A 23,387-nucleotide genomic window follows, 5' to 3' on the forward strand; every position below is an offset into this window, starting at 1 on the left:
TGAGGTTTCAATCTGGCAATTGTGGGCGAGATCTGAAACCTGGCTGACCAAACCCAAAATCCAATTTTCGTACTGCATGTGATCTGTCGTGTGGGTCACCACTGTAGATAAGGAATTATTAATGCCTGTTATTACCCTTCCTGACGGAAGTCAGCGTCATTTCGACCACCCCGTTTCCCCGATGGATGTCGCGCGCGATATCGGCCCTGGCCTGGCGAAAGCCTGTATCGCCGGCCGTGTCAACGGCGAGCTGGTCGACGCCGGCGATCTGATCGAATCAGATGCGCAGCTGGCCATCATCACCATCAAAGACGAAGACGGTCTGGAAATCATGCGCCACTCCTGCGCGCACCTGCTGGGTCATGCGATCAAGCAGCTGTGGCCGGATACCAAAATGGCGATCGGTCCGGTGATCGACAACGGTTTCTATTATGACGTGGATATCGACCGCACCCTGACGCAGGAAGACTTGGATCTGCTGGAAAAGCGGATGCACGAGTTGGCCGATAAGGATTACGACGTCATCAAGAAGAAGGTCAGCTGGCAAGAAGCCCGCGACATCTTCGCTGAGCGCGGCGAAATCTATAAAGTGGCGATCCTGGATGAGAACATCAGCCATGACGATCGTCCGGGCCTGTATCACCACGAAGAATACGTCGACATGTGCCGCGGTCCGCACGTGCCGAACATGCGTTTCTGCCACCATTTCAAACTGCAGAAAACCTCCGGCGCTTACTGGCGCGGCGACAGCAAAAACAAAATGCTGCAGCGTATCTACGGTACCGCCTGGGCAGACAAGAAGCAGCTGAACGCCTACCTGCAACGCCTGGAAGAAGCGGCCAAGCGCGATCACCGCAAGATCGGCAAACAGCTCGACCTGTATCATATGCAGGAAGAAGCGCCGGGCATGGTGTTCTGGCACAACGACGGTTGGACTATCTTCCGCGAGCTGGAAGCCTTCGTGCGCATGAAGCTCAAAGAGTACCAGTACCAGGAAGTGAAAGGTCCGTTCATGATGGACCGCTTGCTGTGGGAAAAAACCGGCCACTGGGAAAACTACAAAGACGCCATGTTCACCACCGCGTCGGAAAATCGCGAATACTGCATCAAGCCGATGAACTGCCCGGGTCACGTGCAGATCTTCAACCAGGGCCTGAAGTCGTACCGCGATTTGCCGCTGCGCATGGGCGAATTCGGCAGCTGCCACCGCAACGAGCCTTCGGGTTCCCTGCACGGCCTGATGCGCGTGCGCGGCTTCACGCAGGATGACGCCCACATCTTCTGTACCGAAGAGCAGGTGCGCGCCGAAGTGAACGAATGCATTCGCATGGTCTATGACGTGTACGGCACTTTCGGCTTCGACAAGATCGCCGTCAAGCTGTCCACGCGCCCGGAAAAACGCATCGGCACCGACGACATGTGGACCCGTGCGGAAGAAGACCTGGCCGCCGCGCTGACCGAGAACGGCATTCCGTTCGAGTACCAGCCGGGCGAGGGCGCCTTCTACGGACCGAAAATTGAATTTACCCTGCATGATTGTTTGGATCGCGCATGGCAATGTGGTACCGTGCAGCTCGATTTCTTCTTGCCGGGCCGTTTGGGCGCATCGTACGTTGGCGAAAACAACGATCGCGTCGTGCCGGTAATGATTCACCGCGCCATTTTGGGCTCCATGGAACGCTTCATCGGTATCCTTACCGAAGAATATGCCGGGTTCTACCCGACCTGGATCGCTCCGGTGCAGGTGGTGGTGATGAATATCACCGACAGCCAGTCTGATTACGTCCAGCAATTGACCAAAAAACTGCAGGATGCAGGTATTCGCGTGAAAGCGGACTTGAGAAATGAGAAGATTGGCTTTAAAATTCGCGAACATACTTTACGTCGAGTCCCTTACATGTTGGTGTGCGGTGACAAAGAGGTCGAAGCAGGCAAAGTTGCCGTTCGTACCCGCCGTGGCAAAGACTTGGGAAGCCTGGACGTAAACGAAGTCGTAGACAAGCTGCTGAAAGAGATTCGCAGCCGTAGTCTTCATCAACTGGAGGAATAAAGTATTAAAGGCGGAAAACGAGTTCAACCGGCGCGTCCTAATCGCATTAACAGAGAAATTCGCGCGCAAGAAGTTCGCCTAACCGGCGTCGATGGCGAGCAGATTGGTATTGTCAGTCTGAATGAAGCTCTTGAAAAAGCTGAGGAAGCGGGCGTTGATTTAGTAGAAATCAGCCCAAATGCCGAACCGCCAGTTTGCCGAATCATGGATTACGGCAAATTCCTCTACGAGAAGAGCAAGTCGACGAAAGAACAGAAGAAGAAGCAAAAAGTTATCCAGGTTAAGGAAATCAAATTCCGTCCTGGCACCGATGATGGCGACTATCAGGTCAAACTACGCAACCTGATTCGCTTTCTGGAAGATGGCGATAAAGCCAAAATCACCCTGCGTTTCCGCGGGCGTGAGATGGCGCACCAGCAGATCGGCATGGAAGTGCTTAACCGCGTCCGTAAAGACCTGTGTGAAGATATGGATCTGGCAGTGGTCGAGTCCTTCCCTACGAAGATCGAAGGCCGTCAGATGATTATGGTGCTCGCTCCTAAGAAGAAACAGTAAGGCTTACAAGTAATGGAACCCGCGCGGCGCTTGCGCTGTGTGGGTTTTATTCGCCCAACTGATTCGTTGTTTAACAATGCGAAGTGGATTTAATTAAAATGCCAAAGATTAAAACTGTACGTGGTGCAGCCAAGCGCTTCAAAAAAACCGGCAGCGGTGGTTTTAAGCGTAAACATGCCAACCTGCGTCATATTCTGACCAAAAAAGCAACCAAGCGTAAACGTCACCTGCGTCCGAAAGGCATGGTGTCTAAAAACGATCTGGTCCTGGTTACCGCGTGCCTGCCGTACGCATAAGCCATTTTTTTTGAATTTAGAATAAGACTTTAGGAGAGAGCATATGGCTCGCGTAAAACGTGGTGTAATTGCACGCGCACGTCACAAGAAAATCATGAAGCAGGCGAAAGGTTACTACGGTGCCCGTTCGCGCGTATATCGTGTTGCCTTCCAGGCAGTAATCAAAGCAGGTCAGTATGCTTACCGTGACCGTCGTCAACGTAAGCGTCAGTTCCGTCAGCTGTGGATTGCACGTATCAACGCAGCTGCTCGTCAGAACGGTCTGTCTTACAGCAAGTTCATCAACGGCCTGAAAAAAGCCTCGATCGAAATTGACCGTAAGATCCTGGCTGACATCGCAGTCTTCGACAAAGTGGCCTTCGGCGCACTGGTTGAGAAAGCGAAAGCAGCTCTGGCGTAAGTCAGTAGAAGAGGGAGCTTGCTCCCTCTTTTAATCTTTGTTTTCAGCGACAAATATTGACTTTCATTGCCCGCCGCTATATCACTGGTGGACAATCATCGACAAGGTACCGCAATCATGCACGCAGCTATTTTTCGTTTCTTTTTTTACTTTAGCGCCTGATTTCAGGAGGCTTTGCGCGTAAGAAAAGAAACGAAAAGTAGCGCCTAAGCCTCCCTCGTGGAGGCTTTTTTGTTTTTGGCCATCGTCCCGCCTTGCAAAGCGTTGCGGTGAGAACGGCGGGTACTCAGCTGGCCCTGCGCCGCGCAGGCGAGCCGCCTGGCCGGCAACGCATTGAAAAGTCTTTGAAGATTGCTCAAAGGCGTGTTCGAATAATAGATAACAATTACTTAGGGCCATCCCGGCCAGAGGAAGAGGAAAGCAATGCCACATCTCGCAGAGCTGGTTGCCAATGCCAAGGCAGCCGTAGAAGATGCCCAGGATGTTGCCGCGTTAGATTTGGTGCGCGTCGAATATTTTGGCAAGAAAGGTCATTTCACCTTGCAGATGCAGTCTCTGCGCGACGTACCGGCGGAAGACCGTCCGGCGGCCGGCGCGGTGATCAACCAGGCCAAGCAAGAGGTGCAAGACGCCCTGAACGCGCGCAAGAACGCGCTGGAAAGCGCCGCGCTGAACGCGCGCCTGGCGGCTGAAACCATCGACGTCTCCCTGCCGGGCCGTCGCATGGAAAACGGCGGCCTGCACCCGGTGACCCGCACCATCGACCGCATCGAAACCTTCTTCGGCGAGCTGGGCTTCTCCGTCGCTACTGGCCCGGAGATTGAAGACGATTACCATAACTTCGACGCGCTGAACATTCCAGGGCATCACCCGGCGCGCGCCGACCACGATACTTTCTGGTTCGACGCTACGCGCCTGCTGCGCACTCAGACCTCCGGCGTGCAGATCCGCACCATGAAGAACCAGCAACCGCCGATCCGCATCATTGCGCCGGGCCGCGTTTATCGTAACGACTACGATCAGACTCACACCCCGATGTTCCACCAGATGGAAGGGCTGATCGTCGATAAAGACATCAGTTTCACCAACCTGAAGGGCACGCTGCACGATTTCCTGAATAACTTCTTTGAAGAAGACCTGCAGGTTCGTTTCCGTCCGTCCTACTTCCCGTTCACCGAGCCGTCCGCCGAAGTGGACGTGATGGGTAAAAACGGTAAATGGCTGGAAGTGCTGGGCTGCGGCATGGTGCATCCGAACGTGCTGCGCAACGTGGGCATCGATCCGGAAGTTTACTCCGGCTTCGCCTTCGGTATGGGCATGGAGCGCCTGACGATGCTGCGTTACGGCGTCACCGACCTGCGCGCATTCTTCGAAAACGATCTGCGTTTCCTCAAACAGTTTAAGTAAGGCGGGAATATCACATGAAATTCAGTGAACTCTGGTTGCGCGAGTGGGTAAACCCGGCCATCAGCAGCGAAGCATTATCCGATCAAATCACCATGGCCGGTTTGGAAGTGGACGGCGTGGATCCGGTTGCCGGCGCGTTTAACGGCGTCGTGGTGGGTGAGGTTGTCGAGTGCGGTCAGCACCCGAACGCCGATAAACTGCGCGTCACTAAAGTTAACGTGGGCGGCGATCGCTTGCTCGACATCGTCTGCGGCGCGCCGAACTGCCGCACCGGCCTGAAAGTGGCGGTCGCCACCGTGGGCGCGGTGCTGCCGGGCGATTTCAAAATCAAGGCCGCCAAACTGCGCGGCGAACCTTCGGAAGGCATGCTGTGTTCGTTCTCCGAACTGGGCATTTCTGACGATCATGACGGCATTATCGAGCTGCCGCTGGATGCGCCGATTGGCACCGACATCCGTGACTATCTGAAACTGAACGACAACACCATCGAGATCAGCGTCACCCCGAACCGCGCCGACTGCCTGGGCATCATCGGCGTCGCGCGTGACGTGGGCGTACTGAACCAGGTTGCGCTGACCGAGCCGGACATGAGCCCGGTGCCCGCGACGATTGACGCCACGCTGCCGATCCGCGTTGATGCGCCGCAGGCGTGCCCGCGTTATCTGGGCCGCGTGGTCAAAGGCATCAACGTGAAGGCGCCAAGCCCGCTGTGGATGCGTGAAAAACTGCGTCGTTGCGGTATCCGTTCTATCGATGCCGTCGTCGACGTCACCAACTATGTGCTGTTGGAACTTGGCCAGCCGATGCACGCTTTCGATCTGAGTCGCATCGACGGCGGCATCGTGGTGCGCATGGCGGAAGAAGGGGAAACCTTGACGCTGCTGGACGGCAACGAAGCCAAACTGAACGCCGACACCTTAGTGATCGCCGATCACCAAAAAGCATTGGCGATGGGCGGTATCTTCGGCGGCGAGCATTCCGGCGTCAACGGCGAAACCCAGGACGTGCTGCTGGAGTGCGCTTTCTTCAGCCCGCTGTCGATCACCGGTCGCGCGCGCCGTCACGGCCTGCACACCGATGCTTCTCACCGCTATGAGCGCGGCGTCGATCCGGCACTGCAGTACAAAGCCATGGAGCGCGCCACGCGCCTGCTGCTCGACATCTGCGGCGGCCAGGCCGGCCCGATTATCGACGTGACTCACGAGAATGAACTGCCGAAGCGCGCCACCATCACGCTGCGCCGCGAGAAGCTGGATCGCCTGATCGGCCACGTGGTGCCGAGCGAGCAGGTCAGCGACATTCTGCGCCGCCTGGGTTGCCAGGTGACCGAACAGGGCGACAGTTGGCAAGCGGTCGCGCCGAGCTGGCGTTTCGATATGGAGATCGAAGAGGATCTGGTGGAAGAAGTGGCGCGCGTTTACGGCTACGACAACATTCCGGATGTGCCGGTGCGCGCCGATTTGGTGATGACCCAGCATCGCGAAGCCGATCTGACGCTCAAGCGCGTGAAGACCATGCTGGTCGATCACGGTTATCAGGAAGCGATCACCTACAGTTTCGTCGATCCGAAAGTGCAGGCGCTGCTGCACCCGAATGAAGAAGCGCTGATCCTGCCGAGCCCGATTTCGGTCGAAATGTCGGCGATGCGTCTGTCGCTGTGGACCGGTTTGCTGTCCGCGGTGGTGTATAACCAGAACCGCCAGCAGACGCGCCTTCGCCTGTTCGAAAGCGGCCTGCGCTTTGTGCCTGATAGTGCGGCAGATCTGGGTATCCGTCAGGACGTCATGCTGGCGGGCGTGATCGCCGGCCATACGCACGATGAACATTGGGATCTGGCGCGCAAGCCCGTCGACTTCTATGATTTAAAAGGGGATCTGGAGTCTGTCCTCGAGCTGACCGGTAAATTATCCGAAATTCAGTTCCGGGCGGAAGCCAATCCGGCCCTGCATCCAGGGCAAAGTGCGGCGATTTATTTGCACGGCGAACGCGTTGGTTTCATCGGTGTGGTTCACCCGGAACTTGAACGTAAACTGGATCTTAACGGCCGCACCGTGGTGTTTGAACTGGAGTGGAACAAGCTTGCGAGCCGCGCCGTGCCTCAGGCGCGGGAGATTTCGCGCTTCCCGGCAAACCGCCGTGATATCGCCATTGTGGTGGCTGAAAACGTCCCCGCAGAAGATATTTTGGCCGAGTGTAAGAAAGTTGGCGCAAATCAGGTAGTTGGCGTAAACTTGTTTGACGTGTACCGTGGCAAGGGCGTGGCAGAAGGTGACAAGAGCCTGGCTATCAGTCTGGTATTGCAGGATACCGCTCGTACACTGGAAGAAGAGGAGATAGCCGCTACCGTTGCAAAATGCGTAGAGGCTCTAAAACAGCGATTCCAAGCATCCTTGAGGGATTGAACCTATGGCGCTTACTAAAGCTGAAATGTCAGAACACCTGTTTGAGAAGCTTGGGCTTAGCAAACGGGACGCCAAAGACCTGGTGGAACTGTTCTTTGAAGAGGTCCGTCGGGCCCTTGAGAATGGCGAACAGGTAAAACTGTCGGGTTTTGGCAACTTTGATCTGCGTGACAAGAACCAACGTCCGGGGCGTAACCCGAAGACCGGCGAAGACATTCCGATTACGGCGCGCCGCGTGGTGACCTTCCGTCCGGGGCAGAAGCTGAAAAGCCGGGTAGAAAACGCCAGCCCGAAAGGGTGAGTGACGTGACATCAAAAAAGGCCGCTTGCGCGGCCTTTTTCTTTTCTGGGACAAAATTCAGTTTATTCCTAATCGATAGACATGACTTCATTGAGCCGTTAAGTTGGCACGGCGAAAATCATTGCCCTTAATTGCGGAATATTCTTATATCTTATTTTATGTAATGCGTGGCTTTTATTTCTCACTTCAATAACGGCCGTAATAATGGCCAGGGCCATCGCCACGGTGGCCTCCGCCTCCGTGAGGACCCCAGCAACAGGCGCTAAGGGTTGAGGCCAGGGCGACCACGGCCAGCAGCATACCGAGTCGTTTAATCATCTTATTATCCTCCGGTGGGGATCCGTTTAATTATCATTGTCGCGCCGCTTAGGCGATGTCAGTTATTCGTTAAGCCTTGGCAGAGGCAATAATAATTAAAGACGTCGGCAAACAGTGTCGGGATTGTGTAAGGCCGTCGAAAACGATCTGAAAATAGGCACCGGTGAGATAGTCGCTAAATAAGCGCACTGATATAACCACTGCAGCAAGAAAAATAGAGTGAGAAGGCAAAATGAAAAAGATCCTGTTGCTGGTGTGTTTTCCGCTGTTGCTGCCGCTGGCGGCACAGGCCGATGTCTCTGTCGATATCAACGTGCCGGGCGTTTCCCTACATTTGGGGGATCAGGACCGCCGCGGCTACTACTGGGATGGCTACGACTGGCGTCCCCCGCAATGGTGGCATGCACACCAGGGCCGCGGTTTGGGGGAGCGCAATGCGCGCGGCCTGTACTGGGACGGCGGGCGCTGGCAGCCTTCGCCGCCGCGCGGCTATGAGCATCGCGAGCCGGCGCGCAGCGGCAATCCTTTCCACGGCGATCGCGATAATCGTGATCATGATGGCCGCCATGACGATCGCGGCGACCATGACCGGCGCGATGACGGCCGCGGCCGGCCCTATCCGCAGGGCAACCCCGGTCAGCATCGTTAACCCCTGAGTTTATCGGCGGCTGGTTTTGCCATCATCCTGGCGATGACGGGCAGGGCCAGCCGCTGCTTTCCTGCGCCATCGCTTACGCAAGGCTTCCCCTTGCGGCGTTAACCCCCTAATATTTGACTCAGACGTCAATTATCCGGCCACGACAGCGGCCGGCAGGGAATCGCCGCGCCATGCCAACCAGCCGTACCTTCACCTTACTGTTGCAACATCAACGTTACCGCGATAAACGCCAGGTCATTCTGTTGGCGCTGGGTGTGGTGCTGGCATTGCTGTTTAGCCTTTGCGCCGGCGATCGATGGATATGGCCGTCAGAATGGTTCAGCGATCGGGCGCAGCTGTTCGTCTGGCAACTGCGATTGCCGCGTGCGCTGGCGGTGATGTTGGTCGGCGCCGCCCTGGCGGTAGCCGGGGCGGTGATGCAGGCGCTGTTTGAAAACCCGTTGGCGGAACCTGGCCTGCTGGGGGTGGCGAACGGCGCCGGCGTTGCGCTGGTGCTGACGGTGCTGCTGGGCCACGGTCTGCTGCCGGTAGCGCTGATGAGCGCCGCCGCGATAGCAGGCGCGCTGGCGATGACGTTCTTGCTGCTGGGCTTCGCTCGCCGGCGCCGCTTGACCAATGCGCGGCTGTTGCTGGTGGGAGTGGCGCTGGGCATCGTGTGCAGCGCGCTGATGACCTGGGCGGTCTATTTCAGCACCAGCCTCGATCTGCGGCAGTTGATGTACTGGATGATGGGGGGCTTCGGCGGCGTCGACTGGCGCCAAAAGTGGCTGGTGTTGGCGCTGCTGCCGGTGCTGCTGTGGCTGTGCGGCCAGGGGCGAGCGCTTAACCTGATGGCGCTGGGCGAGGTGCAGGCGCGGCAGCTCGGGCTGTCGCTGCATCTGTGGCGCAACCTGCTGGTGCTGGCGATCGGCTGGCTGGTGGGCGTCAGCGTGGCGCTCGCCGGGGTGATCGGCTTCGTCGGGCTGGTGATCCCGCATATTTTGCGGCTCACCGGCCTGACCGACCAACGCTATCTGTTGCCGGCCTGCGCACTGGCGGGGGCCGGCGTGTTGCTGGTGGCCGATGTGATTGCCCGCGTTGCGCTGCTGGCGGCCGAACTGCCGATCGGCGTGGTGACCGCTACGCTGGGAGCGCCGCTATTTATCTGGTTACTGACCCGGGCAAAAGGCGTAAGGTAGTTTTCTTCATTCACCTGCCATTAAAAAACTACAGGATGACAACCGATGAGCAATCCAATTTATAACCTGCCGTTACAGACCATCGAAAATCAGGCTACCACGCTGGGGGCCTATCAGGGCAAGGTGCTGCTGGTGGTCAACGTGGCCTCGGAGTGCGGCCTGACGAAGCAATATGAAGGGCTGGAAGCGCTGTACGAAACCTATCGCGATCGGGGGCTGGAAGTGCTGGGGTTCCCGTCCAATGAATTCCTGGGGCAGGAGCCGGGCAGCAACGAAGAGATCCTGGCGTTTTGCCGCGGCACTTTCGGCGTGCAATTCCCGATGTTCGCCAAGATTGAGGTGAACGGCGAACACCGTCATCCGCTGTATCAGGCGCTGATTGCCGCGCAGCCGGCTGCTGTCGCGCCGCAGGGCAGCGAATTCCTGGCGCGGATGACCAGCAAAGGTCGTGCGCCGAAGCACGCCGGCGATATTTTGTGGAACTTCGAGAAATTCCTCATCGCGCGCGACGGCACGGTGATCCAGCGCTTCTCGCCTGACACCACGCCGGAAGATCCGGCGCTGGTGGCGGCGGTGAAACAAGCGCTGGCAGGGTAAGACGGATGCTGCAACTCGTTGAGGTTGGGGGGGCGGGGCGCCTGGCGCCTTTTTCGGCACAGATTGACGGCGGGTTGCAGGTTCACCTGATCGGCCCAAACGGCGCCGGGAAGAGCACTCTGCTGGCGCGGGTGGCGGGCATGCTGCCGGGGCTGGGCGAGGTTCGTCTGGACGGACGCGCGCTCTCCGATTATCCGGGGAGCGAACTGGCATCCCGGCGCGGTTACCTCAGCCAGCAACAGCCGCCGGTGTCGCTGATGCCGGTGTTTCAGTATTTGGCGCTGCACCGGCCTGCGGTGGCGACGCAAACCGATGTGGAGCATGCCATCCTCTATCTGTGCCGGCGGTTGAAGCTGGTGGATAAGCTGTCACGCATGCTGACGCAGCTTTCTGGAGGCGAATGGCAACGGGTGCGGCTGGCGGCGGTCTTGCTGCAGGTGTGGCCCAGCGTCAATCCGCACAGCCGCCTGTTGTTGCTGGATGAGCCGACCAACAGCCTGGATGTGGCGCAGAAAGTTGCGCTGGATCGCCTGCTGCGCGAATTCTGCCAGAGCGGGCGCAGCGCGCTGGTATGCGCGCACGATCTGAATCACACCCTGCAGCAGGCCGATCGGGTTTGGTTGCTGCATGCCGGCCGGCTGGTGGCGCAGGGCGTCACGCGTGAGGTGATGGCGCCCGCGATGCTGTCGCAGATTTATGAAGTGGATTTCCAGCTGCAATGGGTAGGGGACCAGCGTTGGATCATGACCCGCACGGCTTAATTAACCCAGTCGGCGGGGCGCAACGTAAACGGAAACTAAACGCAGTGAATATAAATAGCGGGGTAAGGATTGGCGAATATTGTGCGGTCTCTCATTTTCTTATCGATTTTCTTGAAAAACGTCGATGACGTGCTACGCTTGATTCGGCAAAAATAAAATACGTAAGTAATTATTAAAAAACATAAGAAATTGATTTACATAATAAAATTAAATTAATGATGACGGCGCCTTCCTATCAGTTCTCCCACTGATGACAAGTCTCGTCTTAAGGTTTAGTTAAGCTTGCGGCCTTACATTGGCAGTTAATCCACGGAAACGATTCTTCTCTGGCGTTTAATATTCGTTAAACGAAAGGGATTTACAGTGTCATCAAAAGCAGTTCGATACGTTTGGGGTTAACTATGGATCAATTTTTACCTTTCTCTCGTCCAGCCATCGGCGATGAAGAAATCGCCGCGGTAGAGAAAGTGTTGCGTTCCGGTTGGATCACCACCGGCCCGCAAAATCAGCAACTGGAAAGCGACTTCTGTTCCACCTTCGGCTGTAAGCACGCCATCGCCGTCAGTTCCGCCACAGCGGGCATGCACATCACTTTGATGGCGCTGGGCGTGGGGCCCGGCGATGAAGTCATCACCCCTTCGCAAACCTGGGTTTCCACCCTCAACATGATCGAACTGCTGGGCGCTGCGCCGGTAATGATCGACGTTGACCGTGAGACCTTGATGGTCAGCGCCGCCGACGTTGAGGCTGCCATCACCCCGAAAACCAAAGCGATTGTTCCGGTGCATTATGCCGGCGCCCCCCTGCAGATGGACGCTTTGCGCGCCGTGGCCGAACGCCATCGTCTGCCGTTAATCGAAGACGCCGCCCATGCGGTCGGCACGCGTTACAACGGCGAATGGGTCGGCGCGCGCGGCACGGCGATTTTCTCGTTCCACGCGATTAAGAACGTGACCTGCGCCGAAGGCGGCCTGATCGCCACCGACGACGATGCGCTGGCGGATCGCCTGCGTTGCCTGAAGTTCCACGGCCTGGCCGTCGATGCCTTCGATCGCCAGCAGCTTGGCCGCAAACCGCAGGCCGAAGTGGTGGAGCCGGGGTACAAATACAACCTGTCCGACATTCACGCGGCGATCGCCGTGGTGCAACTGTCGCGCTTCGCCGAGCTGAACGCGCGCCGTAAGGCGCTGGCGCAGCGCTACCTGAGCGCGCTGGAAGGCTCGCCGTTCCAGCCGTTGGGCGTGCCGGATTATCCGCATGATCACGCTTGGCACCTGTTTATGGTGCGCGTCGATCCCGAGCGCTGCGGCCTCGATCGCGACCAGCTGATGGAGCGCCTGAAAGAGGTTGGCATCGGCACCGGGCTGCATTTCCGTGCCGCGCACACCCAGAAATTCTACCGTGAGCGCTATCCGCAGCTGTCGTTGCCGAATACCGAATGGAACTCGGCGCGGCTGTGCACCTTACCGCTATTCCCTGATATGACCGACGCCGATGTGGATCGCGTGGTCAATGCCTTGTCTTCTGTTGTGGAGTCTTTACGTGTCTCGCGTTGAACCGATCAAAAAAGTGTCGATAGTCATCCCGGTATACAACGAGCAGGAAAGCCTGCCTGCGTTGCTGGAGCGCACTACCGCCGCCTGTAAGCAGTTATCCCAACCTTATGAAATCATTCTCGTCGACGATGGCAGCAGCGACAACTCCGCTGACATGCTGACCGCGGCGGCCGAAAAGCCGGACAGTCACGTGATTGCCGTCCTGCTTAACCGCAACTATGGCCAGCATTCGGCGATCATGGCCGGTTTCAATCAGGTGACCGGCGATCTGGTGATTACCCTTGACGCCGATCTGCAGAACCCGCCGGAGGAAATCCCTCGGCTGGTCAGCGTGGCGGAAGAGGGCTATGACGTGGTGGGCACCGTGCGCGCCAACCGTCAGGACTCCTGGTTCCGCAAAAGCGCTTCGCGCGTAATCAACATGATGATTCAACGCGCCACCGGCAAATCGATGGGGGACTACGGCTGCATGCTGCGCGCCTACCGTCGTCATATCGTTGAGGCGATGCTGCACTGTCATGAGCGCAGCACCTTCATCCCGATCCTGGCGAATACCTTCGCCCGTCGCACGACCGAGATCGACGTGCGTCACGCCGAGCGCGAGTTCGGCGACTCCAAATACAGCCTGATGAAGCTGATCAACCTGATGTATGACCTGATCACCTGTCTGACCACTACGCCGCTGCGTTTGCTCAGCGTGGTCGGCAGCATCGTGGCGCTGTCCGGGTTCGTGTTGGCGCTGGTGCTGATCGCGCTGCGTCTGCTGCTCGGTCCTGAATGGGCCGCCGGCGGCGTGTTCACGCTTTTCGCCGTCCTGTTCACCTTTATCGGCGCCCAGTTTGTCGGCATGGGGCTACTGGGTGAATACATCGGCCGCATCTATACCGACGTGCGCGCACGTCCTCGCTATTTTGTTCAGAAAGTGGTCGGCGTACAGCAAGACCACAATACTCAGGAAGAAGAATGATGAAAGCTATTGTATTTGCTTACCATGATATTGGCTGCGCAGGTCTGAAAGCGCTGACTGAGGCGGGTTATGACGTGCAGGCTGTGTTCACGCACACCGACGACCCAGGTGAGAACAACTTCTTCTCCTCCGTGGCCCGTTTGGGCGCCGAATTGGATCTGCCGGTCTATGCGCCGGAAGACGTGAACCACCCGCTGTGGGTTGATCGCATTCGCGAACTGCAGCCGGACGTGATCTTCTCGTTCTACTATCGTCACATGCTGAGCGACGAGATCTTGTCGCTGGCCCCGTTGGGCGGTTTCAACCTGCATGGTTCGCTGCTGCCGCGCTACCGTGGCCGCGCGCCGGTGAACTGGGCGTTGGTGAATGGCGAAACCGAAACCGGCGCCACCCTGCACAAAATGGTGAAACGCCCTGACGCCGGCGACATTGTGGGCCAGCAGAAAGTGGCTATCGCCGACAACGACACCGCGCTGACGCTGCACAAAAAAGTGCTGGAAGCCGCGCAGGCCGTGTTGAAAGAGCAGCTGCCGAAGCTGAAGAACGGCACCGCCACTTTTACCAAGCAGGATGAGTCTCAGGCCAGCTACTTCGGGCGCCGCACCGCGGCGGACGGCGAGATCTTGTGGCACAAATCCGCCAAAGAGATCAACAACCTGGTGCGCGCCGTCACTGAACCGTACCCGGGGGCATTCAGCTACCTCGGCCAGCGCAAGCTGATCGTCTGGCGTTCCCGCGTGCTGGATACCCAACACGATAAACAACCGGGCACCGTGCTGAGCACCGCCCCGCTGGTCATCGCCTGTGGCGAAGGCGCGCTGGAAATCGTCGCCGGGCAGAACGAAAGTGGCCTGTACGTGCAGGGCAGCCGCCTGGCGCAGGAAATGGGCATCGTCACCGACGTGCGTCTGGCCGCCAAGCCTAACGCCGTGATGAAACGCCGCACCCGCGTGCTGATCCTCGGGGTCAACGGTTTCATCGGCAACCACCTGACCGAGCGTCTGCTGCGCGACGATCGTTACGACATCTACGGTCTGGATATCGGCTCTGACGCCATCAGCCGCTTCCTCGACAACCCGCGCTTCCACTTCGTGGAAGGCGACATCAGCATCCACTCCGAGTGGATCGAGTATCACATCAAGAAATGCGACGTGGTGCTGCCGCTGGTGGCGATCGCGACGCCGATCGAATACACCCGTAACCCGCTGCGCGTGTTCGAGCTGGACTTCGAAGAGAACCTGAAGATCGTTCGCGACTGCGTGAAATACAACAAGCGCATCATCTTCCCGTCCACCTCCGAAGTGTACGGCATGTGCGACGACAAAGAGTTCGATGAAGACCATTCGCGTCTGATCGTCGGGCCAATCAACAAACAACGCTGGATCTACTCGGTCTCCAAACAGCTGCTGGATCGGGTGATCTGGGCTTACGGCGCCAAAGAAGGCCTGAAGTTCACGCTGTTCCGTCCGTTCAACTGGATGGGGCCGCGTCTGGATAACCTGGACGCCGCGCGCATCGGTTCTTCCCGCGCCATCACCCAGCTGATCCTCAACCTGGTAGAAGGTTCGCCGATCAAACTGATGGACGGCGGCGCACAGAAGCGTTGCTTCACCGACATCAACGACGGCATCGAAGCGCTGTTCCGCATCATTGAGAACCGTGACGGCCTGTGTGACGGCCAGATCGTCAACATCGGCAACCCGACCAACGAAGCGAGCATTCGTGAGCTGGCGGAAATGCTGCTGGAAAGCTTCAACAACCACCCGCTGCGCGACCGCTTCCCGCCGTTTGCCGGCTTCAAGGACGTGGAGAGCAGCAGCTACTACGGTAAAGGTTACCAGGACGTCGAGCACCGCACGCCGAGCATCAAGAACGCGCGCCGCCTGCTGGGCTGGCAGCCGACCATCGAGATGAAGCAAACCGTCGCCGATACGCTGGACTACTTCCTGCGCACTACCGTTCAGGAAGGGAACGATGCATGAAGAAAGTCGGTCTGCGGGTTGATGTAGATACCTTCAGCGGCACCCGTGAAGGGGTGCCGCAGTTGCTGGACCTGTTCGAAAAGTACGACATTCAGGCCAGCTTCTTCTTCAGCGTGGGACCGGACAACATGGGGCGCCATCTTTGGCGCCTTTTGCGTCCGAAATTTCTGTGGAAAATGCTGCGCTCGAACGCCGCTTCGCTGTACGGTCTGGATATTCTGCTGGCCGGCACCGCGTGGCCGGGGCGCAACATTTCACGCGCGCTGGGGCCGCTGATGAAGCGCACCGCCGAAGCCGGCCATGAAGTCGGGCTGCATGCCTGGGATCACCAGGGATGGCAGGCCAACGTCGGCAAGTGGAGCGAGGCGCAACTGACCGAACAGGTGCAGCGGGGCGTCGATGCCCTGAGCGCCAGCACCGGCCAGCCGGTGAAATGCTCCGCCGTAGCAGGGTGGCGTGCCGACACGCGCGTGCTGGAGGTCAAGCAGCGCTTCGGCTTCCATTACAACAGCGATTGCCGCGGCACCCATCCGTTCCGTCCGGTGCTGAGCGACGGGCGTCACGGTACGGTGCAGATCCCGGTGACGTTGCCGACCTTCGACGAAGTGATCGGCAGCGAAGTCAGCATGGCCGACTTCAACGACTACATTCTGCGCGCCATCGAGAACGATCGCGGCGTACCGGTGTACACCATTCACACCGAAGTGGAAGGCATGTCGCAAGCGGCGATGTTCGAACAGTTATTGCAACGCGCACGGCAGCAGGGCATCGAATTCTGTCCGCTGAGCGCGCTGTTACCGCAAGATTTGGCGTCACTGCCGTTGGGCCGCATCAAGCGCGCTCCTTTCCCCGGCCGCGAAGGTTGGCTGGGCTGTCAAACCGATGTGAAGGACGTTACATGAAGGCGCTAAAAGGATCCTGGGCCATTCTGCTGGCCGTTTTTTTTGCTCTGGTCTATCTGATCCCGCTTAACGGTCGCCTGCTGTGGCAGCCGGATGAAACACGTTATGCCGAGATCAGCCGTGAAATGCTGCAACGCGGCGATTGGGTGGTGCCGCACCTGCTGGGGCTGCGCTATTTCGAGAAGCCGGTAGCGGGATACTGGTTCAATAACATCAGCCAGTGGCTGTTCGGGGAAAACAACTTTGCGGTGCGGTTCGGCTCGGTGTTCAGCACCGGCATGACCGCGCTGCTGGTGTTCGCGCTGGCGATGCTGATGTGGCGTAATGCGCGTCGCGCCAGCCTGGCGATGCTGATGTTCCTGTCGATGGTGCTGGTGTTCAGCATCGGCACTTACAGCGTGCTGGATCCGATGATTTCGTTGTGGCTGGCGGCGGCAATGGTCAGCTATTACCTGACGCTGAAAGCCACCTCGGTCAAAGGCAAGCTGGGCGCCTACGCCTTGCTGGGCTTGGCCTGCGGCATGGGCTTTATGACCAAGGGCTTCCTGGCGCTGGCGGTGCCGGTGATTGCGGTGATCCCGATTGTCATTCAGCAACGTCGCATCAAGGATCTGCTGTGCTACGGCCCGGTGGCGATCGTGACCGCCACGTTGCTCAGCCTGCCGTGGGCGCTGGCGATCGCGCAACGTGAGCCCGATTTCTGGAATTACTTCTTCTGGGTCGAACACATTCAGCGCTTCGCCGAAGATAACGCCCAGCACAAGGCGCCATTCTGGTATTACCTGCCGATCCTGCTGGCGGCGGTGTTGCCGTGGCTGGCGCTGCTGCCCGGCGCGCTGCTCAAAGGTTGGCGCGAACGCGTGCAGCGCCCGGAGCTGTTCTTCCTGCTGAGCTGGGCGATGATGCCGCTGATCTTCTTCAGCATCGCCAAAGGCAAGCTGCCGACCTATATTCTGCCGTGCATGGCGCCGCTGGCGCTGCTGATGACCGCCTATGCGGAAGACTATGCCGCCACGCTGCGCGCCAGGCTGTTTAAGGCCAACGCCTGGCTGAACGGCCTGTTCGGGCTGATTGGCATCGTGGCGCTGGTGGTGTTGAGCTCCGGTTTGCTGCCGAAAGCGCATCTGTTTACTCCGCAGGAGTGGCCGAAAGTGGTACTCGGCCTGATCGCGTTCGGCGGTTGGCTGCTGTTCGCGCTGGTCTCCGCGCGCGATAACGGCCGCCAATGGCGTTGGGCGGCCGCTTGCCCGGTGCTGCTGTGCCTGGTGATCGGTTACGCGATTCCGCAGCAGGTGACCGATTCCAAACTGCCGCAGAACTTCGCCCGCGCCACGATGGCCGAACTGGGCGACAGCCGTTACGTGCTGACCGACAGCGTCGGGGTGGCGGCCGGCCTGGCCTGGGAACTCAAGCGCAGCGACGTGCTGATGTACAGCCAGAAAGGCGAGGTGGCCTATGGTCTGGAGTATCCGGACGCCAAAGGGCACCTGATCAGCGACGCCGACTTCCCGCAGTGGCTGGCGCAGGCGCGCAAGCAGGGGAATGTGTCGCTGGTGTTGCAGCTCTCCCGCGGCGAAGCGCTGCCGCAGGAACTGCCTGCCGCAGACAAGGTGGATCGCATGAACCGTCTGGTGCTGATGTGGTATAAACAGCAACCATGATCGGTTTTCTGTTGGTGATAGTGGTCAGTCTGCTCACCTGTGGTGGGCAGCTGTGCCAGAAGCAGGCGGCGCACTGCTGGGAACGGGCGGACGAGGCGCGGCTCAAGCAGACGCTGCGTTGGCTGGCGCTGGCGGTGCTGTTGCTGGGGCTGGGCATGGCGGTGTGGCTCAATGTGCTGCAACGCCTGCCGCTCAGCCTGGCTTACCCGATGCTCAGCCTTAACTTCGTGATGGTGACGCTGGCCGCGCGCTGGCTGTTTCACGAGCCGACGACCGCGCGCCATTGGTGTGGCGTGGCGTCGATTATGCTGGGGATCCTGCTGATGAGCGTGCATTCATGAAGGGCTATGCCTGGGGCGCCGCCAGCGTACTGCTGGTGACGCTGGCGCAGTTGCTGATGAAGTGGGGCATGGTTCAGATCCCGCTGATGTCGTTCGCCGACGTCTCGCTGACGCTGATCGGCGACTACTGGCTGCCGCTGCTGGCGGTGGGCGGCGGCATCTTTGGCTATGCGCTGTCGATGCTGTGTTGGTTCTTTGCGCTGCGCCATCTGCCGTTAAACCGCGCTTATCCTCTGCTGAGCGTCAGCTATGCGCTGGTTTACCTGGCGGCGGTGATCCTGCCGTGGTTTAACGAATCCGCTACGCTGCTGAAAACGTTGGGCACGCTGTTTATTCTGTTCGGCGTCTGGCTGATTAACAGCAAATCCGAGACCAAATCGCCGCAATAGGGCCAAAACCGGCGATCCTGCTATTATCTCCCTCATGGCGCTTGCCTTTTTCCCCGTGCGGGAGATAAATTAACGCGAAATAGCGCTTTCCTTACGTGGTGCCGGCTTTGCCTCGCAGGCAGTGTAGTGGTGTACCGAATGGCATAATGCGGCAACGTGTTCAATGAAGGGATATTATGCGGATGCGTGTGTGGTTTTTATTAGCCAGTTTAATCCTCGCCGGTTGCAGCAGCCATGCGCCGCCACCCAGCGGCCGCCTGGCGGATTCTATCGTGGTGGTGGCTCAGCTCAATGAACAACTGCGCCAGTGGTACGGCACGCCATACCGTTACGGCGGCCTGGATCGCGGCGGCGTGGATTGCTCCGGCTTTGTTTACCGCACGTTCCGCGATCGCTTCGATATGCAGCTGCCCCGTTCGACCGAAGAGCAAACCTCGCTGGGCACCAAGGTCTCGCGCGACGAACTGATGCCGGGCGATCTGGTGTTTTTCAAAACCGGCGGCGGTGAGAACGGTCTGCACGTCGGCATTTACGATACCAACGACCAATTTATCCACGCTTCGACCAGCCGCGGGGTGATCCGCTCCTCGCTCGATAACGTTTACTGGAAACGGGTGTACTGGCAGGCGCGGCGCATTTAGCCTTAACCCGTTGATTTGGTGTATCATGGCGGCATCACGTGTTTTGAACGGTGCCTGCCATGAACAGTTTGCGTTTACTGATCTCCGACTCCTACGATCCCTGGTTCAACCTGGCGGTGGAAGAGTGCATCTTCCGCGAAATGACCACGCAAAAAATCCTCTTCCTGTGGCGCAATGCCGAAACGGTGGTGATCGGCCAGTCGCAGAACCCCTGGAAAGAGTGCAACACCCGGCGTATGGAACAGGATGGCATTCGGCTGGCGCGGCGCAGCAGCGGCGGCGGGGCGGTATTCCACGATTTGGGCAACACCTGTTTCACCTTTATGGCCGGCAAGCCGGGGTACGATAAAAGCGTCTCCACGAACATCATTCTGCAAGCGCTGCGGCAGTTGGGCGTAACGGCCGGCGCATCGGGGCGCAATGACCTGGTGATGGAAACTGCCGATGGGCCGCGCAAAATATCCGGCTCCGCCTATCGCGAAACGCAGGATCGCGGTTTCCACCACGGCACGCTGTTGCTGAATGCCGATCTGGAGCGGCTGGCGGACTACCTCAATCCGGATCCCAAAAAACTGCAGGCCAAGGGCATCACCTCGGTGCGTTCGCGCGTCGCCAACCTGGCGGAGTTTTTGCCGGGCATCAACCATGAGCAGGTGTGTGAGGCGATCGTGCAGGCCTTCTTCGCCCACTATGGCGAGACGGCCGAGCCGGAGATCATTTCGCCGGATGTATTCCCCGATCTGCCCGATTTTGCCGCGCAGTTCGCCAAACAGAGCAGTTGGGAATGGAATTTCGGCAAGGCGCCGGCGTTCAGCCATCTGCTAAATGAACGCTTCGTCTGGGGCGGCGTGGACCTGTTCTTCGATGTCGAGAAGGGGACAATTGTTCGTGCGCAGGTATTCACCGACAGCCTGAATCCGGCTCCGCTACAGCGGTTGGCGGACATGCTGGTGGGCTGCGCGTACCGCAGTGAGCCCGTCGCCGCCTGCTGCGACCGCCTGGTGGCGGCCTATCCGCAACAGGCGGCTGAATTGACCGAGCTGCGGCAATGGCTGAGCGATACCATCCGCTAGCCGGGCGGTCTGGCTGCGAGGGGATGAGCGTGCTCATCCCTTTTTTTATCGCTGAAAGCGACGTTTCGCTGGGCGTAGCGCAGATTTTCTGAAAATCAAGGTGGGCATTTTTTCAGGTTTTCAATGCTGCGAATAACGGGCGGAATTGATGCGTTATTAAATTTAATCAGTCATCGTTAACGGCCGGAAAAATTGGCGTTAAGTCAGAAAGATTATTTTACTTTATTTAGGATTTTTCTTAATTAAAACAAAGGAGATAAGTCAAATTTGACCTCAAATCCATTCCACTTAAGCCAAATATCTTTTCGCATCACGCGCCGAACGAGAAAACTGGCATAAGTGCGGCTGCTTTTCTTTGCGCCGTTCGCGATTGTCGTATAGCTTTAATCTATCAATTAAATGATATTTTACGAGCATTTGCATTGATATTTCCGATTAATCCCAGAAGGATTGATCGATAAAATATATTGATATACGATGATACGCTAGCCATTCATCCTGTGGCATTAAAATGAACATCCAACTCGAAGCTGACTTTATTAGTAGCTATGTTTTTCAACCTGTTTACTCAATGGAGGGCGGGCTGTTGGCGGTGGAAATGTTGAGCCGTTTCAACAGTCTCGACGGTGATTTAGCCATGCCGGCCGAAATTGGGATTAATTTATTGGCGCCTGAACAAAGGATTGAGTTATTTAATGAGCAATTGAGACTGGCGGAGCAGCATGCTGCCTGGTTTACCGGTAACAGCGTGCAGTTGACCATCAATATCGAAGAAACCATCGTCGAGCTTATTCTTTCCGATCCGGCCTTGTGCCAGAGGATCCGGCAATATCCTTTTATTGCATTTGAAATGAGTGAGAGTTTTCCGAATCTTTCTGCCGGAAAGAACAATACGAGCGTGCGGCGATTAAGCGAATTGTTTACGCTGTGGCTCGATGATTTCGGTTCCGGTAAAGCCACGCTGACCGCGTTGTACGATGGTTTGTTTGACTACGTAAAGATAGACAAGCGTTTTTACTGGCAGCTGTTTACCCATCAGGGGTATGACGTGGTCATCGACTCGTTGTTAAAGAATATCAACCTGTTGTGTAAAGGCGTGATCGTCGGAGGAATAGAGAAAAAAGAGTACTTTAATAAACTCAGATACGCCGGTGTTTTAGGCCTGCAAGGTTTTTTATGGCCCAGCGTTGGTGTGGATAATCTGCAAGCTTTGCTGGCGATGCCCAGCGAGTTCAATAATTAAGAAGTGATACAAAAAAACTACACACAATGAGGTAAATAAGCGACGGGGTGATGTTTAGCGTGATTCAGTCGCCGTTATTCACCCACGTTTTTGCTGATAACCGCGTTTGTCAGCCGACGTTCAGCGCGTTTCCTCACGCGAAACCTCCCGCATCCGTTCTGGCGACAGGCGGATGCGTTCTCCCTGCATTCCTTCGGTGTTAATCCTCCCGTTCAGGCTCTACACTACGCTGAAACGGAGGGCCTATGCCGCAATTCGATAACGCTTACTACCAACAATTACCCGGTTTTTACACCGCCCTGAACCCGACGCCGCTCAAGGATGCGCGCCTGCTGTACCACAGTGAGCCGCTGGCGCGCGAGCTGGGGCTGGATGACAGTTGGTTTACTCAGGATAAAACCCCGATTTGGGCGGGGGAAACGCTGCTACCGGGCATGCAGCCGTTGGCGCAGGTGTACAGTGGCCACCAGTTCGGCGTCTGGGCCGGGCAACTGGGCGATGGCCGCGGCATTTTGCTGGGCGAACAAGTCCTGGCGGACGGCAGTCACCGCGACTGGCACCTGAAGGGCGCCGGGCTGACGCCGTATTCACGCATGGGGGATGGCCGCGCGGTGCTGCGTTCGGTTGTCCGCGAGTTTCTGGCCTCTGAGGCGTTGCACCATCTGGGGATCCCCACCACGCGTGCGTTAACTATTGTCACCAGTCAACAACCGGTATACCGCGAGCAGCCGGAACGCGGCGCGATGCTGCTGCGGGTGGCGGAAAGCCATGTGCGTTTCGGTCACTTCGAACACTTTTATTACCGCAAACAGCCGGAGCAGGTGCGGCAGCTGGCGGATTTCGTCATCGCCCGTCACTGGCCGCAGTTGCAGGATCAGGCCGATCGTTACCTGTTGTGGTTTACCGACGTGGTCGAACGCACGGCGCGCCTGATCGCCCATTGGCAAACCGTCGGATTCGCCCACGGCGTGATGAACACCGACAACATGTCGATTCTCGGCATCACCATCGATTACGGCCCTTACGGCTTCCTCGATGACTATCAGCCCGGCTATATCTGTAACCATTCCGACCATCAAGGGCGTTACGCCTTTGATAATCAGCCGGCGGTGGCGTTATGGAACCTGCATCGCCTGGCGCAAACTTTGTCGGGGCTGATGACTGCCGAACAGCTGCAGCAGGCGTTGGCGGCATATGAACCGGCGTTGATGCGCGCCTATGGCGAACAGATGCGCGCCAAACTGGGCTTCTTCACGCCGACGGCGCAGGATAACGACGTGCTGACCGGCCTGTTGAGCCTGATGGCCCAGGAAGGGCGGGACTATACCCGCACGTTCCGCCTGTTGAGCGAAACAGAACAGCAACAGGCGCAGTCGCCGCTGCGCGATGAGTTTATCGACCGCGCGGCCTTCGACGCCTGGTATCAGCAATATCGTCAGCGTTTGCAGCAGGAGCAGGTCAGCGACGCGGAGCGACAACGGGCGATGAAGGCGGTGAACCCGCGGCTGATCCTGCGCAACTACCTGGCCCAGCAAGCGATTGAGGATGCGGAGAAAGACGACGTCGGCCGTTTGCAGCGGTTGCATCAGGCCTTGCTGCGGCCGTTCGACGATGCGCCGGAGTATGACGATCTCGCCGCGCTGCCGCCGGACTGGGGCAAACATCTGGAGATTTCCTGCTCCAGCTGAGATGAAAAAAGGGCGCCTCAT

The 23,387-nt window shown here is 57.9% G+C and carries 23 protein-coding genes and 1 other annotated feature; all 23 genes read left to right on the forward strand.

Annotated features, from left to right (window positions below):
* Positions 1-121 precede the first annotated feature (121 nt).
* The 23 genes from thrS (at position 122) to ACJ8IP_RS02515 (ending at position 23,366) form a co-directional block, all read left to right on the forward strand.
* Positions 122-2,050, forward strand: a complete 1,929-nt coding sequence (thrS, locus tag ACJ8IP_RS02405; protein ID WP_442524292.1) for a threonine--tRNA ligase — start codon at positions 122-124, stop codon at positions 2,048-2,050.
* 3 nt (positions 2,051-2,053) lie between these two features.
* Positions 2,054-2,605 (forward strand): translation initiation factor IF-3, encoded by a 552-nt coding sequence (infC, locus tag ACJ8IP_RS02410; protein WP_048233542.1) that lies wholly within the window; start codon positions 2,054-2,056, stop codon positions 2,603-2,605.
* A 98-nt stretch (positions 2,606-2,703) separates the two neighbouring features.
* Complete coding sequence (gene rpmI / locus ACJ8IP_RS02415) at positions 2,704-2,901, forward strand: 50S ribosomal protein L35 (protein WP_004931418.1); 198 nt, start codon at positions 2,704-2,706, stop codon at positions 2,899-2,901.
* Positions 2,902-2,944: 43 nt separating this feature from the next.
* On the forward strand, positions 2,945-3,301 hold the full coding sequence (gene rplT / locus ACJ8IP_RS02420) for a 50S ribosomal protein L20 (RefSeq protein ID WP_004931417.1): 357 nt from the start codon (positions 2,945-2,947) through the stop codon (positions 3,299-3,301).
* A gap of 113 nt (positions 3,302-3,414) precedes the next feature.
* Positions 3,415-3,537: a sequence feature (Phe leader region), on the forward strand.
* Positions 3,419-3,463 (forward strand): pheST operon leader peptide PheM, encoded by a 45-nt coding sequence (pheM, locus tag ACJ8IP_RS02425; protein WP_121626058.1) that lies wholly within the window; start codon positions 3,419-3,421, stop codon positions 3,461-3,463. (Overlaps the previous feature by 45 nt.)
* Before the next feature lie 187 nt (positions 3,538-3,724).
* Positions 3,725-4,708: a phenylalanine--tRNA ligase subunit alpha gene (gene pheS / locus ACJ8IP_RS02430; RefSeq protein WP_004931416.1), complete on the forward strand. Its 984-nt coding sequence runs from the start codon at positions 3,725-3,727 to the stop codon at positions 4,706-4,708.
* Between the two features lie 14 nt (positions 4,709-4,722).
* The gene (gene pheT, locus ACJ8IP_RS02435) at positions 4,723-7,110 is read left to right on the forward strand and encodes a phenylalanine--tRNA ligase subunit beta (protein WP_033642878.1); all 2,388 of its coding nucleotides are present in this window, start codon (positions 4,723-4,725) and stop codon (positions 7,108-7,110) included.
* Between the two features lie 4 nt (positions 7,111-7,114).
* Positions 7,115-7,411, forward strand: coding sequence for an integration host factor subunit alpha (gene ihfA, locus ACJ8IP_RS02440; protein ID WP_004931414.1), 297 nt, complete (start codon positions 7,115-7,117; stop codon positions 7,409-7,411).
* Positions 7,412-7,961: 550 nt separating this feature from the next.
* Positions 7,962-8,378: a DUF2502 domain-containing protein gene (locus tag ACJ8IP_RS02445; RefSeq protein WP_047026211.1), complete on the forward strand. Its 417-nt coding sequence runs from the start codon at positions 7,962-7,964 to the stop codon at positions 8,376-8,378.
* 179 nt (positions 8,379-8,557) lie between these two features.
* On the forward strand, positions 8,558-9,565 hold the full coding sequence (gene btuC, locus ACJ8IP_RS02450) for a vitamin B12 ABC transporter permease BtuC (protein WP_033652456.1): 1,008 nt from the start codon (positions 8,558-8,560) through the stop codon (positions 9,563-9,565).
* Positions 9,566-9,610: 45 nt separating this feature from the next.
* Positions 9,611-10,162 carry a glutathione peroxidase gene (locus ACJ8IP_RS02455; protein WP_033642881.1) on the forward strand — a complete coding sequence of 184 codons (552 nt, stop codon included), beginning with the start codon at positions 9,611-9,613 and terminating at the stop codon, positions 10,160-10,162.
* Positions 10,163-10,167: 5 nt separating this feature from the next.
* Entirely contained in the window at positions 10,168-10,923 is a 756-nt protein-coding gene (gene btuD / locus ACJ8IP_RS02460; RefSeq protein WP_164106029.1) for a vitamin B12 ABC transporter ATP-binding protein BtuD, read from the forward strand.
* Positions 10,924-11,324: 401 nt separating this feature from the next.
* Positions 11,325-12,479: a UDP-4-amino-4-deoxy-L-arabinose aminotransferase gene (gene arnB, locus ACJ8IP_RS02465; protein ID WP_089194680.1), complete on the forward strand. Its 1,155-nt coding sequence runs from the start codon at positions 11,325-11,327 to the stop codon at positions 12,477-12,479.
* Complete coding sequence (gene arnC / locus ACJ8IP_RS02470; protein WP_033642884.1) at positions 12,466-13,446, forward strand: undecaprenyl-phosphate 4-deoxy-4-formamido-L-arabinose transferase; 981 nt, start codon at positions 12,466-12,468, stop codon at positions 13,444-13,446. Before arnB ends, arnC begins: the two co-directional genes overlap by 14 nt.
* Complete coding sequence (gene arnA / locus ACJ8IP_RS02475; RefSeq protein WP_033644264.1) at positions 13,446-15,428, forward strand: bifunctional UDP-4-amino-4-deoxy-L-arabinose formyltransferase/UDP-glucuronic acid oxidase ArnA; 1,983 nt, start codon at positions 13,446-13,448, stop codon at positions 15,426-15,428. The genes arnC and arnA overlap by 1 nt, the downstream gene beginning before the upstream one ends.
* Positions 15,425-16,330 carry a 4-deoxy-4-formamido-L-arabinose-phosphoundecaprenol deformylase gene (gene arnD, locus ACJ8IP_RS02480; protein WP_033652453.1) on the forward strand — a complete coding sequence of 302 codons (906 nt, stop codon included), beginning with the start codon at positions 15,425-15,427 and terminating at the stop codon, positions 16,328-16,330. Before arnA ends, arnD begins: the two co-directional genes overlap by 4 nt.
* Entirely contained in the window at positions 16,327-17,991 is a 1,665-nt protein-coding gene (arnT, locus tag ACJ8IP_RS02485; RefSeq protein ID WP_033652452.1) for a lipid IV(A) 4-amino-4-deoxy-L-arabinosyltransferase, read from the forward strand. Before arnD ends, arnT begins: the two co-directional genes overlap by 4 nt.
* Entirely contained in the window at positions 17,988-18,332 is a 345-nt protein-coding gene (arnE, locus tag ACJ8IP_RS02490) for a 4-amino-4-deoxy-L-arabinose-phosphoundecaprenol flippase subunit ArnE (RefSeq protein WP_033642887.1), read from the forward strand. The genes arnT and arnE overlap by 4 nt, the downstream gene beginning before the upstream one ends.
* Positions 18,329-18,721, forward strand: coding sequence for a 4-amino-4-deoxy-L-arabinose-phosphoundecaprenol flippase subunit ArnF (gene arnF / locus ACJ8IP_RS02495; RefSeq protein ID WP_033642888.1), 393 nt, complete (start codon positions 18,329-18,331; stop codon positions 18,719-18,721). The genes arnE and arnF overlap by 4 nt, the downstream gene beginning before the upstream one ends.
* A 176-nt stretch (positions 18,722-18,897) precedes the next feature.
* A complete protein-coding gene (locus ACJ8IP_RS02500) occupies positions 18,898-19,362 on the forward strand; it encodes an NlpC/P60 family protein (RefSeq protein WP_016927954.1) in 465 nt (154 codons plus the stop codon).
* A gap of 59 nt (positions 19,363-19,421) precedes the next feature.
* Entirely contained in the window at positions 19,422-20,435 is a 1,014-nt protein-coding gene (locus ACJ8IP_RS02505) for a lipoate--protein ligase A (protein WP_072627704.1), read from the forward strand.
* Between the two features lie 511 nt (positions 20,436-20,946).
* Entirely contained in the window at positions 20,947-21,678 is a 732-nt protein-coding gene (locus tag ACJ8IP_RS02510; protein WP_033642891.1) for an EAL domain-containing protein, read from the forward strand.
* A 245-nt stretch (positions 21,679-21,923) separates the two neighbouring features.
* A complete protein-coding gene (locus ACJ8IP_RS02515) occupies positions 21,924-23,366 on the forward strand; it encodes a protein adenylyltransferase SelO (RefSeq protein WP_033642892.1) in 1,443 nt (480 codons plus the stop codon).
* Positions 23,367-23,387 lie beyond the last annotated feature (21 nt).

Origin of the sequence: Serratia sp. CY52157, assembly GCF_052168495.1 — a bacterium.
GTDB classification, from domain to species: Bacteria; Pseudomonadota; Gammaproteobacteria; order Enterobacterales; family Enterobacteriaceae; genus Serratia; species Serratia ureilytica.